Source organism: Cellulomonas sp. Leaf395 (genome assembly GCF_001424125.1).
GTDB lineage: Bacteria > Actinomycetota > Actinomycetes > Actinomycetales > Cellulomonadaceae > Cellulomonas.
Map to the genome: position 1 here is coordinate 467,615 of NZ_LMQI01000005.1, position 23,276 is coordinate 490,890.

Below are 23,276 nucleotides of genomic sequence, written 5' to 3' on the forward strand. Positions count from 1 at the left end.
AGACCGTCCTAGGCTCGCAGTCATGACGCGCGTGCTGGTGCTCAACGGTCCGAACCTCGGGCGCCTGGGGGTCCGTGAGCCGGAGGTCTACGGCTCGACCACCCACGACGAGCTCTCGTCTGCCGTCGAGAAGTGGGCTGCCGACCTGGGACTCGACGCCGACGTCCGTCAGACCGACGACGAGTCGGCGCTGGTCGGCTGGCTGCACGAGGCGGTCGACGCCCGGGCGCACGTGGCCCTGAACCCGGCGGCGTTCACGCACTACTCCTACGCGCTGCGGGACGCGGCCGCGCAGGTCACGCGCGCGGGGCTGGTCCTGGTGGAGGTTCACCTGTCCAACCCGTACGCCCGCGAGACGTTCCGGCACGTCTCCGTCATCGGTCCAATCGCCACCGGCACCATCGCCGGCTTCGGCGTGGAGGGCTACCGGTTGGCGCTGGAGGCGATCGCCTCACGCCTGTGAGGTGGCACGCTGCCTGCACGGTACGATGGTCGGCGGTCTGCGGCCGTGGAGACCGCGCACGCCCCCCAGCCGGTCCGGACAGGGCCGCGACTCCAGCGGACCGCACAGAAGCTCACTCGACAGGAAGCGACGATCGTGGCGACCACCAACGACCTCAAGAACGGCACCGTGCTGAAGATCGACGGCCAGCTGTGGACCGTCATCGAGTTCCAGCACGTCAAGCCCGGCAAGGGTGGCGCGTTCGTCCGCACCAAGCTGAAGAACGTCCTGTCCGGCAAGGTCGTCGACCGGACGTTCAACGCCGGCCTGAAGGTCGAGACGGCGAACGTCGACAAGCGGGACATGCAGTACCTGTACAAGGACGGCACGGACTTCGTGTTCATGGACACGGACAACTACGACCAGATCCACATCTCCGAGGTCACGGTGGGCGACGTCGCCCACTTCCTCCTGGAGAACCAGAACGCCATGGTCGCGACGAACGAGGGCGTGCCGCTGTACGTGGAGCTGCCGCCGTCCGTCATCCTCGAGGTCACGTACACCGAGCCCGGCCTGCAGGGTGACCGCTCGTCCGCCGGCACCAAGCCCGCGACGCTGGAGACCGGCTACGAGATCCAGGTCCCGCTGTTCCTCGAGGCCAACACGAAGGTCAAGGTGGACACCCGGGACGGGAGCTACCTCGGCCGCGTGAACGACTGAGGTGGGCGCTCGCTCCAAGGCCCGCAAGCGGGCCCTCGACGTCCTCTTCGAGGCGGACCAGCGCGGGATCGACCCGGTCAGCCTGCTGGCCGACCGCATCGCCGAGCCCGGCACCGAGGCGTCGTTGCCGCAGTACTCCGTCGACCTGGTCGAAGGAGTGATCGCCGAGCAGGACCGCATCGACGAGCTGCTCGCGACGCACGCCCACGGGTGGACCATCGACCGCATGCCTGCCGTCGACCGCGCCCTGCTGCGCCTCGGCACGTGGGAGATTCTCTTCAACGACGACGTGCCGGACGCCGTCGCGGTGGACGAGGCGGTCGAGCTGGCACGGTCGCTGTCCACGGACGAGTCCCCGCAGTTCGTCAACGGGCTGCTCGGACGCATCGTCGACCTGAAGCCGACCCTCCTCGCCTGACGTCCCCTCGACGCCCGCGCGTGGCATCCGGGGGACGGGGACGACGGGGCTGGCATCATGCAGCCGTGACCTCGCCCCCTGTCCCCGTGGTGCTGCCGCGGCGCACCGTCGCCGGCTACGCGCTCGGATCCGTCGGGACCGGCGGGTTCGGGACGCTGCCCGGGCTCGTCCTGGCCTACTACCTGACGGACACGCTCGGCGTGGCCGCCGGGCTCGCGAGCCTGGTCGTCACGGTCCCGAAGCTCTGGGACGTGGTCATCGACCCGGTGATCGGGGCGCGGTCGGACGTGTCCGCGGCACGGCACGGGAGCCGGCGCCGGTTCCTGCTCGCGGGTGCCGTCTCGATCCCGCTCCTGTTCGCCGCGCTCTTCGCCACGCCGACCGCTCTGACCGGCTCGGCGGCGGCCGCGTGGGTGGTCGTCGCGTTCGTCGCCGCGGCGACGGCGTTCAGCGTCTTCCAGGTGCCGTACATCGCGCTCCCGGCGGAGATCGCCCCCGACTACGACTCCCGCACCCGGCTGCTCGCACCGCGGATCGCGGTGCTCGCCGTCGCGATCCTCGCGTTCGGGGCGGGTGGTCCGCTCGTGCGGGACGCGGCCGGCGGCGGTCGCACCGGGTACGCGGTGATGGGTCTGGTCGGCGGCATCGTCATCGGTCTCGGCATGCTCGCCGCCTGGTGGGCCGCACCTCGCCGTGCGGGCATCGCGGTCCCGGCCGCGGCGCCGGTCGCCCCTCGTCCCGAGCGACGTGGCGACGCCCTTCGCCTCGGGCTCGCGACCTTGCGCGAGCTCCCGGCGTTCCGTCGCCTGCTCTCGACCTTCGTGCTCCAGGCGCTGGCCACGGGCGCGATGCTCGCCGGCGCCCAGTATGTCGCGACCTACTCGCTCGGCTCCGAGGGGGCGGTGACGTTCCTGTTCGCCGCGCTCGTGGGTCCGGCGCTGCTCGTGATGCCGCTGGCCACCCGGCTCAGCCGCCGGATCGGCAAGCGGTCGGCGCTCGTCGGTGCGACGACGCTCTTCGCCGTCGCCGCGCTCTCGCTGCTTCCCATGCGGTGGGCGCCCGGCGGTTGGGTCTACGTGTCGGTCGCTCTGGCGGGCCTGGCGTACGCGGGGATGCAGCTGTACCCGCTGGCGATGCTGCCCGACGTGGCAGCGGTCGACGCGCGGGACCGGGGGGTCGACCGTGCCGGAGTGCTCAGTGGCGTGTGGACGGCGGGGGAGACAGCGGGGCTCGCACTCGGCCCCACCCTCGTGCTCGGCATGCTCGCCGTCACCGGCTTCGTGTCCCGGACCGGCGACGCGGTGGTCACCCAACCCGAGTCGGCCCTGACCGGCATCGTGATCGCCTTCTCGGTGCTGCCGGCCGCGCTGGCGTTCCTGAGCCTGCTGCCGCTGGCGCGCTACCCGCTCTCGGAGGCCGTCGTAGACGCGCCCGCCACCCTCTCGAAGGAGACCCACCCATGAGCATCGGACGCTCGAGCGACGACGTCCTGGCGGACCTGGCCGCGCTGCGGGCCGGGGACCCCCCGACGCACGGGGGGCGGGTGCTGTCCTACGTCTACGACCCCGGCCGCCCCGACCTGGACGACGTGGCCGCCGAGGCGGTCCGACTGTTCCTGCCCGTCAACGGCCTCGACCCGACGACGTTCACGTCGGTCGCGGCGCTCGAGCGACGACTCGTCGCGTTCGCGCGCGACGTCCTGCACGGCGACGCCGGCACCGTCGGGTCCGTCACGTCCGGCGGCACCGAGTCGTGCATGCTCGCCGTGAAGTCCGCCCGCGACCTGTGGCGCGCGGCCGACCCGGGACGCACCCACGCCCGCCCGACGCTCGTCCTGCCCACCACGGCGCACCCGGCGTTCCACAAGGCCGCGCACTACCTCGACCTCGACGTCGTCCCCGTCCCGGTCGACCCGGCGACGGGCACACCGTCGGCCGCCGACGTGCTGGCCGAGGTCGACGAGCGGACGGCGCTCGTCGTGGTGAGCGCACCGAGCTACCCGTTCGGCGCGATCGACCCGGTCGCCGAAGTGGCGGCGGGGGCGGCAGCACGAGGTGTGGCGTGCCACGTGGACGCGTGCGTCGGCGGGTGGGTCCTGCCGTGGTGGGGCGACGTCGACCAGCCGTGGGACCTCGCCGTCCCCGGTGTCACGTCGATCTCGGCGGACCTGCACAAGTTCGGCTACGCACCCAAGGGTGCCTCGGTGGTGCTGTACCGGGCGCGCGAGCGGCACCACGCCCAGTACTTCGCGACGACCGCCTGGCCCGGGTATCCCGTCGTCAACCCGACGATGCTCGGATCGCGTGGTGCGGGCTCGATGGCCGCGGCGTGGGCTGTCCTGCAGGTCCTCGGGACGGACGGGCTGGCGGAGCTCGTCGGGGCCACACGTCGAGCAACCGACCGTCTGGTCGAGGCGGCCGGTGCCGTCCGCGGGCTGCGAGTCGTCGGCACCCCCACCGGTCCGCTCGTCGCGCTCTCCGCGGACCACGCTCTGCCCGCCGCCGAGCAGGTCGACCCGTTCCTGTTCATCGACGAGGTCCGGCGACGCGGCTGGCTGCTGCAGGCGCAGCCCGCGATGGTCCAACCGGACGGCTCGGTCCTGCCGCGCACAGCCCACCTGACCGTCACGGCGGTGACGCACCGCGTGGTCGAGGCGCTGGTCGAGGCTCTGGTGGCCGCGGCCGACGCCGTGCGCGGCGTCCCCGCCGCCGTCCCGGACCCGTCGCTGGCGGGACGGGTGCTCACCGAGGGTCTGCCCGACGAGCTCGCCGGGGTCATGGCCACGCTGGAGGCGCTGCCGGGCGAGGTCGTGCACCCGCTCCTGATCGCGGTGCTGGCGGCGGCGATCGACCCCGCGCAGGAGTGAGGTCGACATGAGACTGCGCGAGGGACCGCTCCGCCAGCAGGCTAGAGTGCCAGGCGAGACATTCCTTTAAGACCCGTCCCGTGAGGCGGGGAAGGAGCTTGCTTCATGAGCACTGGCACGCCCACGCCCGAGACCCGCGTCGACGACGACGCCAACGTTGTCCTCGGCGCCCCGGAGATCAACCGGGCCCTCACGCGCATCGCGCACGAGATCCTCGAACGCAACAAGGGCGGCTCCGACGTCGTCCTGCTGGGCATCCCCACCCGTGGCCTGCCGCTCGCACGCCGGCTGGCGGAGCGCCTGATCGCGGTCGAGCCCGGCCTCGACCCGGCTCTGCTGGTGGGCAGCCTCGACGTGACGATGTACCGCGACGACCTCGCGCACCAGCCCACCCGGACGATCGGTGCGACCGACATCCCGGGTGGCGGCCTGGACGGCAAGGTGGTCGTGCTCGTCGACGACGTCCTCTACTCCGGCCGCACCATCCGCGCGGCCCTCGACGCGATCAGCGACCTCGGCCGCCCGCGTGCGGTGCAGCTGGCCGCGCTGGTCGACCGCGGCCACCGCGAGCTCCCGATCCGCGCCGACTACGTCGGCAAGAATCTGCCCACCTCCACGAGCGAGCGGGTCCGCGTGCTGCTCGAGGAGAGCGACGGGCGCGACGCCGTCCTCATCGACGGAGGCACCCGATGAAGCACCTGCTGTCCACCGCCGACCTCGACGTCGCCGACGCCGTCCGGATCCTCGACACCGCGGGCTCGATGGCCGCCACGCAGGCCCGCGAGATCAAGAAGCTGCCCACGCTGCGCGGCCGCACGGTGGTCAACCTGTTCTTCGAGGACTCCACCCGGACGCGCATCTCGTTCGAGACCGCTGCGAAGCGCCTGTCCGCGGACGTCATCAACTTCTCCGCCAAAGGCTCCAGCGTGTCCAAGGGCGAGTCGCTCAAGGACACCGCGCTGACCCTGCAGGCGATGGGCGCCGACGCCGTGGTCATCCGGCACCACGCGTCCGGCGCGCCGCACACGCTCGCGACGTCGGGCTGGACGCACGGCGCGGTGATCAACGCCGGCGACGGGATGCACCAGCACCCCACGCAGGCGCTGCTCGACGCGTACACGCTGCGCCGGCACCTGGCCGGTCCTGGCGACGTCACCGGGCGGGACCTGACCGGGCTGCGGATCGCGATCGTGGGTGACGTCCTGCACAGCCGGGTGGCCCGGTCCAACGTGCACCTGCTCCACACGCTGGGCGCCGAGGTCGTGCTGGTCGCACCGCCCACGCTGCTGCCCGTCGGGGTCGGTGCCTGGCCGGCCCGGGTCTCCTACCACCTGGACGAGGTCCTGGCCGACGAGAAGCCGGACGCCATCATGATGCTGCGGGTCCAGCGCGAGCGGATGTCGAGCGCGGGCGGTGGCTTCTTCCCCAGCCCGCTGGAGTACACCCGGCGCTACGGCCTGGACGCCCGGCGCCTGGCCCTGCTGCCCGAGCACGCGATCGTGCTGCACCCCGGGCCGATGAACCGTGGCCTGGAGATCTCGGCGGACGCCGCGGACTCCACGCGCGCAGTCATCGTCGAGCAGGTGGCCAACGGCGTGGCGGTCCGTATGGCCGTCCTGTACCTGCTGCTCGCGGGCGGCGACGCCCCCGCTCGAGCGGCCGCCCCGACCGACGACATGAAGGTGGACGCGTGACCAGGAACTATCTGCTGCGGGACGTCAGCCCGCTCGGCGAAGGCACGACGGACGTGCTGCTCGCCGACGGGATCATCGCCGCGATCGGCGCCGGCGCCGAGGCCCAGGCGCAGGACCCCGTCATCATCAACGGCAGCGGCCTGGTCCTGCTGCCGGGCCTCGTCGACCTGCACACGCACCTGCGCGAGCCGGGCCGGGAGGACGCCGAGACGGTCCGCTCCGGCACGCGTGCCGCGGCGATGGGCGGGTTCACGGCCGTGCACGCGATGGCCAACACGACGCCCACGCAGGACACCGCGGGCGTCGTCGAGCAGGTCTGGCGGCTCGGGCGCGACGCCGGCTGGGTCGACGTGCGCCCGATCGGGGCCGTCACCGTCGGCCTCGAGGGCGAGCGGCTGGCCGAGCTCGGCGCCATGGCCGAGTCCGCCGCGCAGGTGCGCGTGTTCTCCGACGACGGGAAGTGCGTGCACGACCCGGTCGTCATGCGCCGCGCGCTGGAGTACGTCAAGGCGTTCGACGGCGTCATCGCCCAGCACGCCCAGGAGCCCCGGCTCACCGAGGGCGCCCAGATGCACGAGGGCGTGGTCTCCGCGGAGCTCGGGCTGGCCGGTTGGCCCGCCGTCGCCGAGGAGGCGATCATCGCCCGCGACGTGCTCCTGGCCGAGCACGTCGGTTCCCGCCTGCACGTCTGCCACCTGTCCACCGCGGGCTCCGTGGAGATCATCCGCTGGGCCAAGTCCCGCGGGATCGACGTCACCGCCGAGGTCACCCCGCACCACCTGATCCTCACCGACGAGCTGGCCCGCGGGTACGACCCGGTGTTCAAGGTCAACCCGCCCCTGCGCACCCAGCGGGACGTCGAGGCCGTCCGCGAGGGCCTCGCCGACGGCACGATCGACATCGTCGCCACCGACCACGCTCCGCACACGCGCGAGGACAAGGACTGCGAGTGGGGCGCTGCGGCCTTCGGCATGACCGGCCTCGAGACGGCGCTCTCCGTGGTGCAGGAGACGATGGTCGACACCGGTCGGATGACCTGGGCGGACGTCGCGCGCGTGCTCTCGACGACCCCGGCCCGGATCGGCCGCGTCACCGACCACGGCCGGCCCATCGCGGTGGGGGAGCCCGCCAACCTGACGCTGGTGGACCCGGGCATCCGTCGGGTCGTCGTGCCCGAGGAGCAGGCCACGCACAGCGTCAACTCGCCCTTCCGCGGCCGCGAGCTGGCGGGCTGCGTCATCGCCACCTGGCTCCGCGGCCGCGCGACCGTCATGGACGGCTCCGCGTGTGACGAGAGCGTGGTGGTCAGCTCGTGACCCGCCAGGCGGTGTCCACTCTCGTCCTGCTCCTCGTGGTGCTCCTCGTGTTCTGGAGGATGCGTGCCGGCTGGCGAGCCCGGACGCGACGGTCCTCCGCTCTGGTGCCCACCCTGCCGGTCGCACCGGCCGAGCTCGGTGCCGCACGCCTCGCCCCGGTCGATGCCACCTACGTGTCGACCACGCGATCTGGGGACTGGCTCGACCGCGTCACAGCCCAGGGTCTGGGAGTCCGAAGCCCCGCGCAGGTCGCCGTGTTCGACTCCGGGGTGCGGATCAGCCGCCAGGGCGCCACCGACCTCTTCGTCCCCGCATCGGCGCTCCGCGGCGCGACCGGTGCACCCGGCATGGCCGGCAAGGTCGTCGGGGGAGAGGGCCTCGTCGTCCTCACGTGGCAGGCCGACCCCGCCGACCCCCGCGGCCTCGACACCGGGCTCCGCCCGAAGCATTCCGCCGACCGCGAGCGGCTCATCGCCGCGCTCGAGACCTTGACCCCGGGCCAGGCGCCCGCGCAGGAGGAGAACTCATGACCGACGCAGTTCTGGTGCTCGAGGACGGCCGGACGTTCCGCGGCCGCGCCTACGGTGCCGAAGGCTCCACGCTGGGCGAGATCGTCTTCAACACCGGCATGACCGGCTACCAGGAGACCCTCACGGACCCGTCGTACCACCGGCAGATCGTCGTGATGACCGCCCCGCACATCGGCAACACGGGCGTGAACGACGAGGACGACGAGTCGACTCAGATCTGGGTGGCGGGCTACGTGGTCCGTGACCCCGCTCGTCGGGCGTCGAACTGGCGCTCGGAGCGGACGTTGGACGACGACCTGGTCGCCCAGGACATCGTCGGGATCAGCGAGATCGACACCCGAGCACTCACCCGCCACCTGCGCGAGCGCGGCGTGATGCGGGCCGGCATCTTCTCGGGGGCCGGGCTGCTGGACGAGAACGGTGAGCGTCGTCCCGACGACGAGCTGCTCGACGACGTCCTGGCTGCTCCGGCGATGGTCGGCGCCGACCTGGCCGGCGAGGTGTCCACCGACACGGCCTACGTGGTCGAGCCGATCGGGGAGCACGTCGCCACCGTCGCGGCCGTGGACCTCGGCATCAAGGCCATGACGCCGCAACGCCTCGCCGAGCGCGGGGTCCGCGTCCACGTCCTGCCGTCGAACGCGACGATCGACGACGTCCTGGCCACCGCGCCGGACGGTGTCTTCTTCTCCAACGGTCCGGGCGACCCCTCGGCGGCCACCCACGAGATCGACCTGCTGCGCGACGTGCTGGACCGCAAGATCCCGTTCTTCGGCATCTGCTACGGCAACCAGCTGCTCGGCCGCGCGCTCGGCTACGGCACGTACAAGCTGGGCTACGGCCACCGCGGGGTGAACCAGCCGGTGATGGACCGTGCCACGGGCAAGGTCGAGATCACCGCCCACAACCACGGGTTCGCGGTGGACGCCCCCCTCGACGGGGAGTCCGTCGCGCCGCACGACGGCGGTCGCTACGGACGGGTCGTCGTCAGCCACGTCGACCTCAACGACGACGTCGTGGAGGGCCTGCGGGCGCTCGACCTGCCGGCGTTCTCGGTGCAGTACCACCCGGAGGCGGCCGCCGGCCCGCACGATGCCGCGTACCTCTTCGACCGCTTCCTCGACCTCATGACCTCAGAGAAGGGTGCCGCCTGATGCCCCGGCGCACAGACATCCACAGCGTCCTGGTCATCGGGTCCGGCCCGATCGTCATCGGCCAGGCCTGCGAGTTCGACTACTCGGGGACGCAGGCCTGCCGGGTGCTCAAGGAGGAGGGCCTGCGGGTCATCCTGGTCAACTCCAACCCCGCCACGATCATGACGGACCCCGAGTTCGCCGACGCGACGTACGTCGAGCCGATCACCACGGAGATCCTCACGACGATCATCGCCAAGGAGCGCCCGGACGCGATCCTGCCGACGCTGGGCGGCCAGACGGCGCTCAACGCGGCGATCGCCCTGGACGAGGCCGGCGTGCTGGAGAAGTACGACGTCGAGCTCATCGGCGCGAACATCGCGTCCATCCAGAAGGGCGAGGACCGCGAGCAGTTCAAGGAGGTCGTGGAGGTCTGCGGCGCCGAGAGTGCTCGCTCGGTCATCGTGCACAGCATCGAGGACGCCCTCGCGGCGGTGGACGAGCTCGGCTACCCGATGGTCGTGCGGCCGTCGTTCACCATGGGTGGCCTCGGCTCCGGCATCGCCTACGACGAGCAGGACCTGCGCCGCATCGCCGGTCAGGGCCTGCACTACTCGCCGACCACCGAGGTGCTCCTGGAGGAGTCGATCCTCGGCTGGAAGGAGTACGAGCTCGAGCTCATGCGCGACAAGCACGACAACGTCGTGGTCGTCTGCTCCATCGAGAACGTCGACCCGGTCGGCGTGCACACGGGCGACTCGGTCACGGTCGCCCCGGCGCTGACCCTGACCGACCGCGAGTACCAGCGGCTGCGCGACATCGGCATCGCGGTCATCCGCGAGGTCGGCGTCGACACGGGCGGCTGCAACATCCAGTTCGCCATCGAGCCGTCCACCGGCCGCATCGTCGTCATCGAGATGAACCCCCGGGTGTCGCGGTCCAGCGCTCTCGCGTCGAAGGCGACCGGCTTCCCGATCGCCAAGATCGCCGCCAAGCTGGCGGTCGGCTACACGCTCGACGAGATCCCGAACGACATCACCGGCGGCTCGACGCCCGCGTCGTTCGAGCCCACGCTCGACTACGTCGTCGTGAAGGTCCCGCGGTTCGCGTTCGAGAAGTTCCCGGCGGCCGACGACACCCTGACCACCACCATGAAGTCGGTCGGCGAGGCGATGGCCCTGGGCCGCAACTTCACCGAGGCGCTCGGCAAGGCGATGCGCTCGATCGACAAGAAAGACTCGGTCTTCCACTGGGCGGGCGACGCCCTGACGGGCGACGCACTCGACGCGCTCGTCGCGACGATCTCCCGGCCGACCGAGCACCGCCTGGTCGACGTGCAGCAGGTGCTGCGTGCCGGGGTCCCGTTGGAGCGGGTCTACGAGCTCACGGGCATCGACCCGTGGTTCCTCGACCAGGTCCAGCTGATCAACGAGGTTGCCGAGCAGACCCGGACCGCCGGCGCACTGACTCGCGAGGTGCTGCTGCACGCGAAGCGGCACGGCCTGTCGGACGCGCAGATCGCGACGCTGCGCCGCACCTCGGAGGACGCGGTCCGTCGCGGCCGGCACGCGGTCGGTCTGCGACCCGTGTTCAAGACCGTGGACACCTGCGCCGCCGAGTTCGCCGCGAGCACGCCGTACCACTACTCGTCCTACGACGAGGAGACGGAGGTCGCCCCGCGCACGCGGCCCGCGATCCTCATCCTCGGTTCCGGGCCCAACCGGATCGGCCAGGGCATCGAGTTCGACTACTCGTGCGTGCACGCCGCGCTGGCGCTCAAGGGCGAGTACGAGACCGTGATGATCAACTGCAACCCGGAGACGGTCTCGACCGACTACGACACCTCCGACCGCCTCTACTTCGAGCCGCTGACGTTCGAGGACGTGCTCGAGGTGTACCACGCGGAGCTCGCTGCCGGGCCCGTCGAGGGCCTCATCGTGACGCTGGGCGGCCAGACGCCGCTCTCGCTCGCGCAGCGCCTCCACGACGCCGGTCTGCCCATCCTCGGGACGTCGCCCGCGGCGATCGACGCCGCCGAGGACCGCGGCGAGTTCGGCAAGGTCCTCGAGGCCGCCGGGCTGCCGGCACCCGCGTTCGGCACGGCTACCACGCAGGCCGGTGCGCGCGACACCGCCCGCCGGATCGGCTTCCCGGTCCTCGTGCGTCCGAGCTACGTGCTCGGCGGGCGTGGCATGGAGATCGTGTACGACGAGCCCCAGCTCAACGAGTACGTCCAGCGCGCGCTCGACAACGCGGCCGACGGTGGGCGCGCAGGGACGCTGCCGCCCCTGCTCATCGACCGCTTCCTCGACGACGCCATCGAGATCGACGTCGACGCCCTGTTCGACGGCACCGAGCTGTTCCTGGGCGGCGTCATGGAGCACATCGAGGAGGCCGGCATCCACTCCGGCGACTCGGCGTGCACCCTGCCACCGGTGACGCTGTCCACGTCCGAGCTCGAGCGGATCCGGTTGTCCACCGAGGCGATCGCCCGCGGGGTCGGCGTGCACGGCCTGCTGAACATCCAGTTCGCCCTGGTGTCCGACGTCCTCTACGTGCTCGAGGCCAACCCCCGGGCGTCCCGCACGGTGCCGTTCGTCTCCAAGGCCACCGGTGTCTCCCTGGCCAAGGCGGCGGCGCTCGTCATGGCGGGCCGCTCTATCGCGGACCTGCGAGCCATGGGCATCCTCCCGGTCGACGACGCGAGCGTGCTCGACCTCGGCTCGCCGATCGCGGTCAAGGAGGCGGTGCTGCCGTTCAAGCGCTTCCGCACCAAGGAGGGCGTCGTCGTCGATACCGTGCTCGGTCCGGAGATGCGCTCGACCGGCGAGGTCATGGGCTTCGACGTCGACTTCCCGACCGCGTTCGCCAAGTCGCAGGACGCGGCGTTCGGTGGACTGCCGACGGGTGGGCGCGCGTTCATCTCGGTGGCCGACCGCGACAAGCGCTCGATCGTGTTCCCGGTCAAGCGCCTGGCCGAGCTGGGCTTCGAGATCCTGGCGACGGAGGGCACGGCAGCCGTCCTGCACCGCAGCGGCATCGCGTCGACCGTGGTCCGCAAGTACTCGGCGGGCCGCGGAGCGGCGGGGGAGCCGACGATCGTCGACCTCATCACCGGCGGCGAGGTCGACATCGTGGTGAACACCCCGTCGGGGCAGGGTGCGCGCGCCGACGGCTACGAGATCCGCGCGGCGACGACGGCGGCCGACAAGGCCATGGTGACGACCGTGCAGCAGCTCGGCGCCGCCGTCCAGGCGATCGAGGCGCGCCAGGCCGGTCCCTTCCGGGTGACCAGCCTGCAGGAGCACGATGCGGCGGCCCTGGTACGCCGTGAGGCGCGGGCGGCGGCACGAGCATGACCGCGCCGTTCGGTGCCCGCCTGGCGGCCGCCATGGACGCGCACGGGCCTCTCTGCGTGGGGATCGACCCGCACACGAGCCTGCTCGAGGCGTGGGGGCTGACGGACGACGCCGAGGGGCTGCGCTCGTTCGCGCTGACGGTGATGGATGCCGTCGCCGGGCGCGTCGCGGCCGTGAAGCCGCAGGCCGCGTTCTTCGAGCGCCACGGCTCCGCCGGGGTCGCCGTGCTCGAAGAGGTGCTCGCGGTGGGCCGCGACACCGGGACCCTCGTGATCGTCGACGCCAAGCGCGGTGACATCGGCTCGACGATGGGCGCCTACGCCGACGCGTTCCTGCGGGACGGCTCCCCGCTCGCCTGCGACGCCCTGACCGTGTCGCCGTACCTGGGGTTCGGCTCGCTGGACCCGGCGGTCGACCTGGCGCTCTCGTCGGGACGCGGTCTGTTCGTCCTGTGCCTCACCTCCAACAAGGAGGGGCAGGAGGTCCAGCACGCCCGCGACGACGACGGTGTCACGGTGGCGGCGCGCGTGGCGGCGCGGGCCGCGGCGCTGAACGCCGACGTCGACCCCCTGGGCTCGATCGGCCTCGTCGTGGGCGCCACCGTCGGCGACGCGGCCCGGCGCGCGGGCGTGGACCTGGTCGCCGTCAACGGACCCCTGCTCGCGCCCGGGGTCGGCGCTCAGGGGGCTGGACCTCGCGAGCTGGCGCAGGTGTTCGGGGCGGCACGCAGGCAGGTGGTGGCCTCCTCCTCGCGTGGCGTGCTGGCCGCCGGACCCGACGTCTCGGCGCTGCGTGCCGCTGCCCGGGACGCCTCCGACGAGGCGGCTGCGGCCCTCTCCTGAGCCAACGGGCGGGTGTCCCCGCAGGTCCGGGCGCACTGGACGCCCGCTCGCATTGCCGATCAGGGTGCCGCTCGCTAGTTTCGTTCTCACGATCCCGCGCATCTCCACGTGGGTCGCCGGCCCACTGACGAGAAGGTGACGCGCGTGGCACTCCCTCCGCTGACTCCCGAACAACGAGCGGATGCGCTCAAGAAGGCCGGTGCCGCCCGGCAGGCGCGCGCCGAGGTCAAGAACCGCCTCAAGTACTCGCAGGGCACGCTCTCCGAGGTGATCGCGCAGGGGCAGGCGGACGAGACCATCGGCAAGCTCAAGGTCCTCGCGCTGCTCGAGTCCCTGCCCGGCGTGGGCAAGGTCAAGGCGCGTGCGATCATCTCCGAGATCGGAATCTCCGAGACCCGTCGCGTGCGCGGTCTCGGACCGCACCAGGTGAAGGCTCTCGTCGACCGTTTCGGGTGAACATCTCGAGAAACGGCGGGCCACGCCGTCCATCTCGAGGAGCACCGCACCACCCATGACGACGACGCCTGCCCGGCTGACCGTTCTCGCCGGCCCGACCGCTGTCGGCAAGGGGACGGTGTCTGCCGACGTCCGGTCTCGCTACCCCGAGGTCTGGCTCTCCGTCTCGGCCACCACCAGGCCGCCCCGGCCTGGTGAGGTCGACGGCGTGCACTACCTGTTCGTCTCGGTGGACGAGTTCGACCGGATGGTCGAGCGCGGCGACCTCCTCGAGTGGGCGGTGGTGCACGGTCGGAACCGGTACGGCACCCCCCGGCGGCCCGTCGAGGAACGTCTGGCGGACGGCAAGCCGGCGCTCCTGGAGATCGACCTGCAGGGCGCCCGTCAGGTGCGGGACTCCATGCCCGACGCCCACTTCGTGTTCCTCGCACCCCCGTCCTTCGCCGAGCTGGAGCGGCGGCTCGTCGGACGGGGTACGGAGGACGCGGAGGAGCGGGAGCGCCGGCTGAGCACGGCGCGGGTCGAGCTCGCCGCAGCGGAGGAGTTCGACCAGGTGATCGTCAACGACGACGTCCAGCGGGCGACCGACGAGCTGGTCCGCGGGATGGGTATCCCGACCAGGTAGGATAGAAGCAGCCCAACCCCTTTTACGTACGGGAGATCACCGTGTCCGGAACCGTCGCCGCCCCCACCGGCATCACCGACCCGCCCATCGACCGTCTGCTCGAGCGTGCCGACTCCAAGTACGCGCTCGTCCTGTACTCGGCCAAGCGCGCGCGCCAGATCAACGCCTACTACTCGCAGCTCAACGAGGGCCTGCTCGAGTACGTCGGCCCGCTGGTGGACACGCGCCCGCAGGAGAAGCCGCTCTCCATCGCGATGCGCGAGATCGACGCCGGCCTGCTGACGTCCGAGGCCACCGAGGGCTGACCCTCCCTCCATGCGCATCGTCCTCGGCGTCGCGGGCGGCATCGCCGCCTACAAGGCGGTCCTGCTGCTGCGCCTGCTTCGCGAGGAGGGTCACGCCGTGCGCGTGGTCCCCACCCGGGCGGCGCTCGAGTTCGTCGGGCGGGCCACGTGGGAGGCACTGTCCGGGCAGTCGGTGACCACCGACGTCTTCGAGGACGTCGACCAGGTCGCGCACGTCGCCGTCGGCAAGCAGGCCGAGCTCGTGATCGTCGCCCCGGCGACGGCCGACCTCCTGGCCCGGGCTGCGACGGGGCAGGCGGACGACCTGCTGACCGCCACGCTGCTCGTGGCGCGCTGCCCGGTGCTGCTGGCGCCCGCCATGCACACGGAGATGTGGGAGCACCCGGCCACGGTCGCGAACGTGGCGACGCTCCGGGCGCGCGGTGTGCTCGTGCTGGACCCGGCCGCCGGTCGACTCACCGGCTCGGACACCGGGCCCGGCCGGCTGCCGGAGCCTGAGGAGATCGCCGCTGCCGCCCTGGCGTTGGTCGCCGACCGACCGCAGGACCTCGCCGGGCGGCACGTCGTCGTCTCCGCGGGAGGCACCCGTGAGCCGCTGGACCCGGTCCGCTTCCTGGGCAACCGCTCGTCCGGCCGGCAGGGTGTCGCGCTCGCACGCACCGCGCACGCCCGCGGTGCCCGGGTCACGCTCGTGGCCGCGAACATCGATGTGCCGGCGCCCGCGGGTGTCGACGTCGTGCACGCCGAGACGGGCGCCGAGCTGCGCGACGCCGTGCGCGCCGCCGCGAAGGACGCCGAGGTCGTCGTCATGGCTGCCGCGGTCGCCGACTTCCGCCCGCGCACCAGCGCGGAGTCAAAGATCAAGAAGCAGCCGGACGGTGCACCGACCGTGCTGGAGCTCGTCGAGACGGTCGACATCCTGGCCGAGCTGGCGCACGACCGGCTGCGGCTCGGGCAGGTCGTCGTGGGCTTCGCCGCGGAGACGGGCGACGGCACCGGCGGCGTGCTCGACCACGGGCGCGCGAAGGCCCTGCGCAAGGGCGCCGACCTGCTCGTGGTGAACGCCGTCGGTGGCGGGCGCGGGTTCGGCACCGACGTCAACGACGTGACGATCCTGGACGGCACCGGCACGGTCGTCGCAGCGGCCACCGGCAGCAAGGACCAGGTGGCTGACGCTGTCTGGGACGCCGTGCTCGCGCACGGCTGAGACCGGCCACCCGCACGCAGACGGGACCATTACGCTGTCCGCCATGACCGAGCCCGACATGCGCCTGTTCACGTCCGAGTCCGTGACCGAGGGGCACCCGGACAAGATCTGTGACCAGATCTCCGACGCCATCCTCGACGCGATGCTCGATCAGGACCCTCAGGCGCGGGTCGCGGTGGAGACGATGGTCACCACCGGCCTGGTGCACGTCGCCGGTGAGGTCACCACCAGTGCGTACGTCGAGATCCCGCAGATCGTCCGCGAGGTGGTCCGGGGGATCGGCTACACGTCCTCGGCGATCGGCTTCGACGGCGACTCCTGCGGCATCTCGGTCTCGATCGGGCAGCAGTCGCCGGACATCGCGGCGGGCGTGGACAAGGCGCTCGAGATCCGCGAGGACTCGTCGGACCTCGACCCGCTGGACGCGCAGGGTGCGGGAGACCAGGGCCTGATGTTCGGCTACGCCTCGGACGACACCCCGACCCTGCTGCCGCTGCCCATCTGGCTCGCGCACAGGCTTGCCGAGCGCCTGACGCTGGTGCGCAAGGAAGGGATCCTTCCGGGGCTGCGTCCCGACGGGAAGACCCAGGTCACCATCGGCTACGACGGCGACCGCGCCGTGCGGCTCGACACCGTCGTCCTGTCCTCGCAGCACGACCCGGACGTGCCGCTGGAGACGACCCTGCGGCCGGCGGTCGCCGAGCTCGTCGTCGCGCCGGTCCTGGAGCAGCTGGACCTGGACACGACCGACTACCGCCTGCTGGTGAACCCGACCGGCACGTTCGTGGTCGGCGGCCCTCAGGGCGACGCCGGCCTGACCGGGCGCAAGATCATCGTCGACACCTACGGTGGGATTGCCCGGCACGGGGGCGGGGCGTTCTCCGGCAAGGACCCGTCGAAGGTGGACCGCTCGGCCGCCTACGCGATGCGCTGGGTGGCGAAGAACGTCGTCGCCGCCGGGCTCGCCCGGCGGTGCGAGGTCCAAGTCGCCTACGCCATCGGCAAGGCCAACCCGGTCGGCCTCTACGTCGAGACGTTCGGCACCGAGACGGTGCCGCTCGCCCGACTGACCGCCGCCATCCGTGAGGTGTTCGACCTGCGGCCGGCAGCGATCGTGCGGGACCTGGACCTGCTCCGGCCGATCTACCGCAAGACGGCCGCGTACGGGCACTTCGGCCGTGAGCTTCCGGAGTTCACGTGGGAGCGCACGGACCGCGTGGCAGACCTCCAGTCCGCGGTGGGCTGACGCAGGTCGTCGGTCCCGGTCGCCCGGCACGTCCGGGACAGGCGGGGATGGTCTGATGAGCGTGTGGACGTGAGCGCCGACGGCGAGCAGCTGATGCTGGAAGGGCTGCCGCAGCCGAAGCGACGCACCCGAGCCGTCGTCGACGGTGCGCCCCCGGCGGAGCACCTGCCGGTCGCGCGCCTGTGCGTCGACCTGACGCCCGCACACCTGGACCGGGTCTTCGAGTACCTGGTCCCGGCAACGCTGGCGGACACCGCGGTGCCCGGCACCCGCGTCAAGGTGCGGTTCGGCGCACAGGACGTCAACGGCTACGTGCTGGAGCGCGTCGACGAGGCCGAGCACGACGGCACGCTCCAACCGGTGCGCAAGGTCGTCTCGACCGAGCCGGTGCTCACCCCGCAGGTCGCCAGGCTCGCCCGTGCGGTCGCGGACCGGTGGGCGGGGACGTTGAACGACGTGCTCCGCCTCGCGATCCCCGCCCGGCACGCCCGCGTGGAGGCCGAGGTTCCCGCACCGTCGGACGAGCCGCCGACGCCGTCACCGTCGGCCACCGCGTGGGCGCCGTACCGCGGTGGCGCCGCGTTCCTGCAGCACGTGACCGCCGGCGGCGCCCCGAGGGCGGTGTGGTCGGCCCTGCCCGGTGCCGAGGGCGAGCGCTGGCCCGACGCGATCGCGCAGGCGGTCGCGGCCTGCGTGCTGGGCGGACGCGGTGCGCTGGTCGTCGTGCCCGACGCACGCGACATCGACCGGGTGCTCGCCGCGCTGGAGGCGGCCGGCGTCCCGCGGTGGACGCCCGGGTCGACGGGTGGTGCCGTCCGCCTCGCCGCCGACGACGGCCCGGCCGGGCGTTACCGGTCGTTCCTCGCGGCGCTCCGTGGCCGAGCGACCGTGGTCGTCGGGACTCGTGCCTCGGCGTTCGCGCCAGTGGCCGACCTCGGGCTCGCCGTGGTGTGGGATGACGGGGACCCGCTGCACGCCGAGCCGCGAGCGCCGTACCCGCACGTCCGCGAGGTGCTCGCCCTGCGGTCCGAGCTCGAGCAGTGCGCGCTCCTGGTGGCCGCGCACGGCCGCAGCGTGGAGGCGCAGGCCCTGGTCGAGTCGGGCTGGGCACGCGAGGTGGTCGCGGACCGCGCCACGACGCGTGCCCGGGCGGCGCGGGTGCTGGCGCTGACGTCGGTCGAGCTCGCACGGGAGGGGCCGGCGGCTGCCGCGAGGCTCCCGGCACCTGCGTGGCGCACGCTGCGCGACCGGTTGGCCGACGGCCCCGTCCTCGTGCAGGTGCCGCGTGCGGGGTATGTGCCCGCGGTCGCGTGCGCGCGGTGCCGGGCGGCGGCACGCTGCGGCGAGTGCCACGGCCCGTTGGGTCTGACCACGGCGGACGGCGTCCCCACCTGCGGCTGGTGCGGGCGGCTGGCCACCGACTGGCGGTGCACCGAGTGCGGTGCCGGGGCGCTGCGCTCCGTCCGCGTCGGCTCGGAGCGGACGGCCGAGGAGCTGGGTCGCGCGTTCCCGGGGGTGCCGATCCGCGTCTCCGGGGCCCGGGCGGCCGGTGGCGTGCTGGCCGTCGTCGCCGATGCGCCGGCGGTCGTCGTCGCGACGCCGGGTGCCGAGCCGGTCGCGCCGGGCGGGTACGCCGCCGCTCTGCTGCTGGACGCCGCCGTCAGCACCGCCGGGGCGTCCCTGCGAACGGGGGAGGACGCGCTCCGCCGCTGGCTCACGGCCGCAGCCCTGGTGCGTCCGGCCTCCGCGGGCGGGACCGTCGTGCTGGTCGGCGACGCCGAGGAGCGGGTCACCCAGGCGCTGGTGCGGTGGGACCCCTCCGGGTACGCCTCGCGCGAGCTCGCCGAGCGCGTGGAGCTCGCCCTGCCGCCCGCGGTGCGGATGGCCTCGGTCACCGGACCTCGCGACGCCGTCGACACCTTGCTGTCCCGGCTGGACCTCGCCGACGCCGAGATCCTCGGCCCGGTCCCGGTCGATGCGCCCGAGCACGACGCGCTCGAACCGGCCGTCCGGGCCCTCATCCGGGTGCCGCGCGCCGGCGGGGCGTCCCTGGCGCGCGCGCTGTCCGCGTCGCTGGCTGTGCGCAGCGCTCGGCGCGAGGGTGGCGCGGTGCGCGTCCAGATGGACCCGGCGGACCTCGGATGATCGACACGGTGGTCCTCGACCTCGGCAACGTGCTCGTGCGGTGGGAGCCCCACCGGCCCTTCATCGGGCGGCTCCCGGAGGCGGACACGGCTGCCTTCCTCACGGAGTTCAACTTCATGGCGTTCAACCACCTCCAGGACGCCGGGCGGTCCTGGGCGGATGCGCGGGCGGACCTCTCCACGACCGCACCCGAGCACCTGCCGGCGCTCGACGTGTACGTCGAGCACTTCGCCGACACGCTGGCCGGACCGGTCCCGGGATCGCACGACCTGGTGCGCGACCTGCACGCGCTCGGCATCCGGCTGCTCGGGCTCACCAACTGGTCGGCGGAGACGTTCCACCTGGCGGAGCACGCCGCACCCGCGATCGGGCTGCTCGAGGAGGTGCTGGTCTCGGGCGAGGTCGGTGTCGCGAAGCCGGACCCACGGATGTTCGCGCTGCTGACGCAGCGATTCGGTCTGCGCCCGGAGAGCACGGTGTTCGCCGACGACTCCCCGGCGAACGTCGCCGCCGGAGCGGCAGCCGGGTTCGACGCGGTCCGGTTCACCAGCGCCGACGGGCTCCGCGCGGACCTCGTGGCGCGCGGGGTCGCGCTGCCGCGCACCTAGGATCGACGCCATGCGACTGCTCTTCGCCGGAACTCCCGCGGCCGCGGTGCCGTCGCTCGAGGCGCTCCTCGCCTCCCGTCATGAGGTCGTGGCCGTCCTCACGCGTCCCGACGCCCGCTCAGGGCGCGGCCGGGCCTCGGCTCCGAGCGAGATCAAGGCGCGCGCTCGGGAGGCCGGTCTCGAGGTCCTGACGCCGCAGCGCCCGCGGGACGAGGACTTCCAGGCGCGGCTGGCCGAGCTCGCGGTCGACGCGGCCCCGGTCGTCGCCTACGGAGCGCTGATCCCGCCCGCGCTGCTGGACGTGCCGACCCACGGCTGGGTCAACCTGCACTTCTCGGTGCTGCCCGCCTGGCGGGGGGCGGCCCCCGTGCAGCACGCGATCATCGCCGGCGACGAGGTGTCGGGCGCGTCGACGTTCCGGCTCGAGGCGGGCCTGGACACGGGGCCGGTGTTCGGGTTCCTCACCGAGACGATCCGTGCGCGGGACACGGCCGGGGACCTGCTCGGACGCCTGGCGGTGGCCGGTGCCGGGCTGCTGGTGCAGACGCTCGACGCCCTCGAGGACGGCATCCTCAGCCCGGTCGTGCAGTCCACGGACGGTGTGAGCCTCGCGCCGAAGATCGAGGTCGAGGACGCACGGGTGCGCTGGTCGCACCCGGCGCACGCCGTCGACCGGCTGGTCCGCGGCTGCACCCCCGCGCCGGGCGCGTGGACGACCCTGCCCGACGGCTCCCGGCTCGGCCTGGCGCCCGTCGTTCCCGTCGCCGACGTCACCGACCTGGCGCCGGGGCAGCTGCTGGCCGGTAAGAAGGAGGTGCTCGTCGGGACCGGCGGGCACGCCGTGCGGCTGACCGAGGTGACCCCGCAGGGCAAGCGGGCGATGGCCGCAGCGGACTGGGTCCGCGGCGCGCGCCTCGGGTCCGACACCGTGCTCGGCGGTGCGGCATGAGCCCCGCGGACGACCGTCGGGACCCGAGCGGCCGCCAGCGGGGTGCCGCCCGGTCGCAGGGCCGGACGCAGCGGTCGGCCGCCGCACCGTCCCAGCGCCGCCGTGGCAGCGATCCGGCGCGGACCGCCGCGTACGACGTCCTGCGCTCCGTCGACGGCTCCGACGCGTACGCCAACCTGGTGCTCCCGCCCGTGCTGCGCGACCGGCGGATCACCGGCCGGGACGCGGCGTTCGCCACCGAGCTCGCCTACGGCACGCTCCGGCTGCGCGGCCGGTACGACGCGATCATCGCCCAGGCGGCGGACCGCGAGGTCGGCACGATCGACGCTCCCGCGCTCGACGTCCTGCGGCTCGGTGTCCACCAGCTGCTGGGCATGCGCGTGCCCGCGCACGCGGCGGTGTCCGAGACGGTCGGGCTGGCCCGAGAGCAGCTGGGCACCGGCCCGTCGCAGTTCGTGAACGCGGTCCTGCGGACGGTCGGGCGGTCCTCGCCGGAGGAGTGGGAGCAGCGGATCCGTGCGGCCGTCGGCGACGACGCGCTGGCCCAGCTCTCCGTCGTGGAGAGCCATCCCCTCTGGGTGGTACGTGCGCTGCGCGAGGCGCTGGTGGGCAACGGACGGGCGAGCGACGAGATCGCGGCGCTGCTCGCCGCCGACAACGTCGCACCCCGCGTGACCATCGTCGCGCGTCCCGGTCTCGCCGGGACCGACGAGGTCATCGACGACGCGGGGGACAGTGTCGGGACGGTCGGTGCTCTGGCGCCCACCTCCGTCATCCTCTCGGGCGGCGACCCGGCCGCCCTGCCCAGCGTGCGCGACGGCCGCGCGGGGGTGCAGGACGAGGGCAGCCAGCTGGTCACGCTCGCCCTCACGCAGGCGCCCCTCGACGGCCCCGACGAACGGTGGCTCGACCTGTGCGCGGGCCCCGGGGGCAAAGCCGCGCTGCTCGCCGCCGTCGCGGGGGAGCGCGGAGCCCGGATCGTGGCCAACGAGGTGCAGCCGCACCGCACCCGGCTCGTCGAGCAGGCGTTGCGGGCGGTGCCGGCCGACGCGGTCGAGGACGTCCGGACCGGCGACGGGCGGACGGTCGGGACGGACGAGCCGGGCGCGTACGACCGCGTGATGGTCGATGCCCCGTGCACCGGGCTCGGGGCGCTGCGGCGGCGTCCCGAGGCGCGCTGGCGCCGGACTCCGGCCGACCTCGCGGGTCTCAGTGCCCTGCAGCGCGACCTGCTGGTCTCCGCCCTGCAGGCCGTCCGGCCCGGGGGAGTCGTGGCGTACGTGACGTGCTCGCCGCACCTCGTGGAGACGCAGCTCGTCGTGAAGGATGCCCTGCGGGCCGCCGGCCGCCTCGGCGTGGAGGTCGTCCCGATCGACGCGGCGGCGGTGGTCCGGGAGGTCGCTCCGGGCGGCGCGGTGGACCTCGACGACACCCGGGCCGACGTGCAGCTGTGGCCGCACGTGCACGGCACGGATGCGATGCACCTGACGCTGCTGCGCCGCACAAGCTGAGCCGACGCCTCTAGGCTGGCCCGGTGCCTGCGCTGATCAACCCGAGCATCCTGTCCGCCGACTTCGCCAACCTCGAGCGCGACCTCCAGAGGATTGCCGCGGCCGACTTCGTGCACGTCGACGTCATGGACAACCACTTCGTCCCCAACCTGACGCTGGGTCTGCCCGTCGTGAAGCGGATCGCGGAGGTGTCGCCCGTCCCGCTGGACGTGCACCTGATGATCGAGGACGCCGACCGCTGGGCCCCCGAGTACGCGGCGCTCGGCGCGGCCTCGGTGACGTTCCACGCCGAAGCCACCCAGGCGCCCGTGCGGCTGGCACGGGAGCTGCGGTCGCGCGGCGTCCGCGCGGGGATCGCGCTGCGACCCACCTCCCCGGTCGAGCCGCTGCTCGACCTGCTGCCGGAGTTCGACATGATCCTGGTGATGACGGTCGAGCCCGGTTTCGGGGGCCAGTCGTTCATCGAGGGGATGCTGCCCAAGATCCGCCGGGCGCGCCACGCGATCGAGGAGTCGGGTGCCGACACCTGGATCCAGGTGGACGGGGGAGTCGCACGGGACACCATCGGGCGGATCGCGCAGGCCGGGGCGAACGTCTTCGTCGCCGGGTCCGCCGTGTACGGGGCGCCCGACGTCGCCGCCGAGATCGTCGCACTGCGGGAGCTGGCGAACGCGGACGCCTGACCGGCGGGAATGCCTGGTGTGGCATGATCGTTGGCGCAAGACGAACACATACACGTGCTCCGGGGTCGGTGTAATTCCGAGCCGGCGGTGACAGTCCGCGACCCGCACGGTCCGCAAGGATCGGGCGGTTGACCTGGTGGAACTCCAGGACCGACGGTGAAAGTCCGGATGGGAGGATCACGTGGCGGCGCCTTGGCGCCGTGGCTGCGGGACCCTTCCTG

The 23,276-nt window shown here is 73.0% G+C and carries 22 protein-coding genes and 1 riboswitch; all 22 genes read left to right on the forward strand.

The window, feature by feature from the left end; translation table 11 throughout:
• The first annotated feature begins 22 nt into the window (after positions 1-22).
• The 22 genes from aroQ (at position 23) to rpe (ending at position 23,055) form a co-directional block, all read left to right on the forward strand.
• Positions 23-463 carry a type II 3-dehydroquinate dehydratase gene (gene aroQ / locus ASG23_RS16745; RefSeq protein ID WP_056027428.1) on the forward strand — a complete coding sequence of 147 codons (441 nt, stop codon included), beginning with the start codon at positions 23-25 and terminating at the stop codon, positions 461-463.
• 135 nt (positions 464-598) lie between these two features.
• Positions 599-1,162 carry an elongation factor P gene (gene efp, locus ASG23_RS16750; RefSeq protein ID WP_056028498.1) on the forward strand — a complete coding sequence of 188 codons (564 nt, stop codon included), beginning with the start codon at positions 599-601 and terminating at the stop codon, positions 1,160-1,162.
• 1 nt (position 1,163) lies between these two features.
• Entirely contained in the window at positions 1,164-1,580 is a 417-nt protein-coding gene (gene nusB, locus ASG23_RS16755) for a transcription antitermination factor NusB (RefSeq protein WP_056027430.1), read from the forward strand.
• 65 nt (positions 1,581-1,645) lie between these two features.
• Positions 1,646-3,043, forward strand: a complete 1,398-nt coding sequence (locus tag ASG23_RS16760; RefSeq protein WP_235521193.1) for an MFS transporter — start codon at positions 1,646-1,648, stop codon at positions 3,041-3,043.
• On the forward strand, positions 3,040-4,446 hold the full coding sequence (locus tag ASG23_RS16765) for a pyridoxal phosphate-dependent decarboxylase family protein (RefSeq protein ID WP_056027432.1): 1,407 nt from the start codon (positions 3,040-3,042) through the stop codon (positions 4,444-4,446). Before ASG23_RS16760 ends, ASG23_RS16765 begins: the two co-directional genes overlap by 4 nt.
• A gap of 105 nt (positions 4,447-4,551) precedes the next feature.
• On the forward strand, positions 4,552-5,139 hold the full coding sequence (gene pyrR / locus ASG23_RS16770) for a bifunctional pyr operon transcriptional regulator/uracil phosphoribosyltransferase PyrR (RefSeq protein ID WP_056027434.1): 588 nt from the start codon (positions 4,552-4,554) through the stop codon (positions 5,137-5,139).
• A complete protein-coding gene (locus ASG23_RS16775; RefSeq protein WP_056027438.1) occupies positions 5,136-6,140 on the forward strand; it encodes an aspartate carbamoyltransferase catalytic subunit in 1,005 nt (334 codons plus the stop codon). Before pyrR ends, ASG23_RS16775 begins: the two co-directional genes overlap by 4 nt.
• A complete protein-coding gene (locus ASG23_RS16780; protein ID WP_056027440.1) occupies positions 6,137-7,456 on the forward strand; it encodes a dihydroorotase in 1,320 nt (439 codons plus the stop codon). Before ASG23_RS16775 ends, ASG23_RS16780 begins: the two co-directional genes overlap by 4 nt.
• On the forward strand, positions 7,453-7,986 hold the full coding sequence (locus tag ASG23_RS16785; RefSeq protein WP_056027442.1) for a PH-like domain-containing protein: 534 nt from the start codon (positions 7,453-7,455) through the stop codon (positions 7,984-7,986). The genes ASG23_RS16780 and ASG23_RS16785 overlap by 4 nt, the downstream gene beginning before the upstream one ends.
• Positions 7,983-9,140 carry a glutamine-hydrolyzing carbamoyl-phosphate synthase small subunit gene (carA, locus tag ASG23_RS16790; RefSeq protein WP_056027445.1) on the forward strand — a complete coding sequence of 386 codons (1,158 nt, stop codon included), beginning with the start codon at positions 7,983-7,985 and terminating at the stop codon, positions 9,138-9,140. The genes ASG23_RS16785 and carA overlap by 4 nt, the downstream gene beginning before the upstream one ends.
• On the forward strand, positions 9,140-12,478 hold the full coding sequence (gene carB, locus ASG23_RS16795; protein ID WP_056027447.1) for a carbamoyl-phosphate synthase large subunit: 3,339 nt from the start codon (positions 9,140-9,142) through the stop codon (positions 12,476-12,478). The genes carA and carB overlap by 1 nt, the downstream gene beginning before the upstream one ends.
• On the forward strand, positions 12,475-13,320 hold the full coding sequence (pyrF, locus tag ASG23_RS16800; protein WP_056027449.1) for an orotidine-5'-phosphate decarboxylase: 846 nt from the start codon (positions 12,475-12,477) through the stop codon (positions 13,318-13,320). The genes carB and pyrF overlap by 4 nt, the downstream gene beginning before the upstream one ends.
• A 144-nt stretch (positions 13,321-13,464) precedes the next feature.
• A complete protein-coding gene (mihF, locus tag ASG23_RS16805; RefSeq protein ID WP_056028504.1) occupies positions 13,465-13,776 on the forward strand; it encodes an integration host factor, actinobacterial type in 312 nt (103 codons plus the stop codon).
• Positions 13,777-13,831: 55 nt separating this feature from the next.
• The gene (gene gmk, locus ASG23_RS16810) at positions 13,832-14,401 is read left to right on the forward strand and encodes a guanylate kinase (protein WP_056027451.1); all 570 of its coding nucleotides are present in this window, start codon (positions 13,832-13,834) and stop codon (positions 14,399-14,401) included.
• A 41-nt stretch (positions 14,402-14,442) separates the two neighbouring features.
• Positions 14,443-14,706 (forward strand): DNA-directed RNA polymerase subunit omega, encoded by a 264-nt coding sequence (rpoZ, locus tag ASG23_RS16815; protein WP_028046344.1) that lies wholly within the window; start codon positions 14,443-14,445, stop codon positions 14,704-14,706.
• Positions 14,707-14,716: 10 nt separating this feature from the next.
• Positions 14,717-15,913 (forward strand): bifunctional phosphopantothenoylcysteine decarboxylase/phosphopantothenate--cysteine ligase CoaBC, encoded by a 1,197-nt coding sequence (gene coaBC, locus ASG23_RS16820; protein ID WP_056027453.1) that lies wholly within the window; start codon positions 14,717-14,719, stop codon positions 15,911-15,913.
• Between the two features lie 43 nt (positions 15,914-15,956).
• On the forward strand, positions 15,957-17,159 hold the full coding sequence (metK, locus tag ASG23_RS16825) for a methionine adenosyltransferase (protein ID WP_056027456.1): 1,203 nt from the start codon (positions 15,957-15,959) through the stop codon (positions 17,157-17,159).
• 93 nt (positions 17,160-17,252) lie between these two features.
• Positions 17,253-19,304, forward strand: a complete 2,052-nt coding sequence (locus ASG23_RS16830) for a primosomal protein N' (RefSeq protein ID WP_056028507.1) — start codon at positions 17,253-17,255, stop codon at positions 19,302-19,304.
• Positions 19,301-19,912, forward strand: a complete 612-nt coding sequence (locus ASG23_RS16835; RefSeq protein WP_056027458.1) for an HAD family hydrolase — start codon at positions 19,301-19,303, stop codon at positions 19,910-19,912. Before ASG23_RS16830 ends, ASG23_RS16835 begins: the two co-directional genes overlap by 4 nt.
• 10 nt (positions 19,913-19,922) lie before the next feature.
• On the forward strand, positions 19,923-20,861 hold the full coding sequence (fmt, locus tag ASG23_RS16840; RefSeq protein WP_056027460.1) for a methionyl-tRNA formyltransferase: 939 nt from the start codon (positions 19,923-19,925) through the stop codon (positions 20,859-20,861).
• A complete protein-coding gene (locus tag ASG23_RS16845) occupies positions 20,858-22,372 on the forward strand; it encodes an RsmB/NOP family class I SAM-dependent RNA methyltransferase (protein WP_056027462.1) in 1,515 nt (504 codons plus the stop codon). The genes fmt and ASG23_RS16845 overlap by 4 nt, the downstream gene beginning before the upstream one ends.
• A gap of 23 nt (positions 22,373-22,395) precedes the next feature.
• Positions 22,396-23,055 carry a ribulose-phosphate 3-epimerase gene (gene rpe / locus ASG23_RS16850; RefSeq protein WP_056027464.1) on the forward strand — a complete coding sequence of 220 codons (660 nt, stop codon included), beginning with the start codon at positions 22,396-22,398 and terminating at the stop codon, positions 23,053-23,055.
• A gap of 51 nt (positions 23,056-23,106) precedes the next feature.
• A riboswitch (FMN riboswitch) is annotated at positions 23,107-23,239 on the forward strand.
• Positions 23,240-23,276 lie beyond the last annotated feature (37 nt).

Excerpts from the sequence above, each read along its gene's own strand:
- aroQ (WP_056027428.1), top strand. The coding sequence starts at position 23 with ATGACGCGCGTGCTGGTGCTCAACGGTCCGAACCTCGGGCGCCTGGGG.
- ASG23_RS16765 (WP_056027432.1), top strand. The coding sequence starts at position 3,040 with ATGAGCATCGGACGCTCGAGCGACGACGTCCTGGCGGACCTGGCCGCG.
- pyrR (WP_056027434.1), top strand. The coding sequence starts at position 4,552 with ATGAGCACTGGCACGCCCACGCCCGAGACCCGCGTCGACGACGACGCC.
- ASG23_RS16775 (WP_056027438.1), top strand. The coding sequence starts at position 5,136 with ATGAAGCACCTGCTGTCCACCGCCGACCTCGACGTCGCCGACGCCGTC.
- carA (WP_056027445.1), top strand. The coding sequence starts at position 7,983 with ATGACCGACGCAGTTCTGGTGCTCGAGGACGGCCGGACGTTCCGCGGC.
- carB (WP_056027447.1), top strand. The coding sequence starts at position 9,140 with ATGCCCCGGCGCACAGACATCCACAGCGTCCTGGTCATCGGGTCCGGC.
- pyrF (WP_056027449.1), top strand. The coding sequence starts at position 12,475 with ATGACCGCGCCGTTCGGTGCCCGCCTGGCGGCCGCCATGGACGCGCAC.
- gmk (WP_056027451.1), top strand. The coding sequence starts at position 13,832 with ATGACGACGACGCCTGCCCGGCTGACCGTTCTCGCCGGCCCGACCGCT.
- coaBC (WP_056027453.1), top strand. The coding sequence starts at position 14,717 with ATGCGCATCGTCCTCGGCGTCGCGGGCGGCATCGCCGCCTACAAGGCG.
- metK (WP_056027456.1), top strand. The coding sequence starts at position 15,957 with ATGACCGAGCCCGACATGCGCCTGTTCACGTCCGAGTCCGTGACCGAG.
- ASG23_RS16830 (WP_056028507.1), top strand. The coding sequence starts at position 17,253 with ATGCTGGAAGGGCTGCCGCAGCCGAAGCGACGCACCCGAGCCGTCGTC.
- ASG23_RS16835 (WP_056027458.1), top strand. The coding sequence starts at position 19,301 with ATGATCGACACGGTGGTCCTCGACCTCGGCAACGTGCTCGTGCGGTGG.
- fmt (WP_056027460.1), top strand. The coding sequence starts at position 19,923 with ATGCGACTGCTCTTCGCCGGAACTCCCGCGGCCGCGGTGCCGTCGCTC.
- ASG23_RS16845 (WP_056027462.1), top strand. The coding sequence starts at position 20,858 with ATGAGCCCCGCGGACGACCGTCGGGACCCGAGCGGCCGCCAGCGGGGT.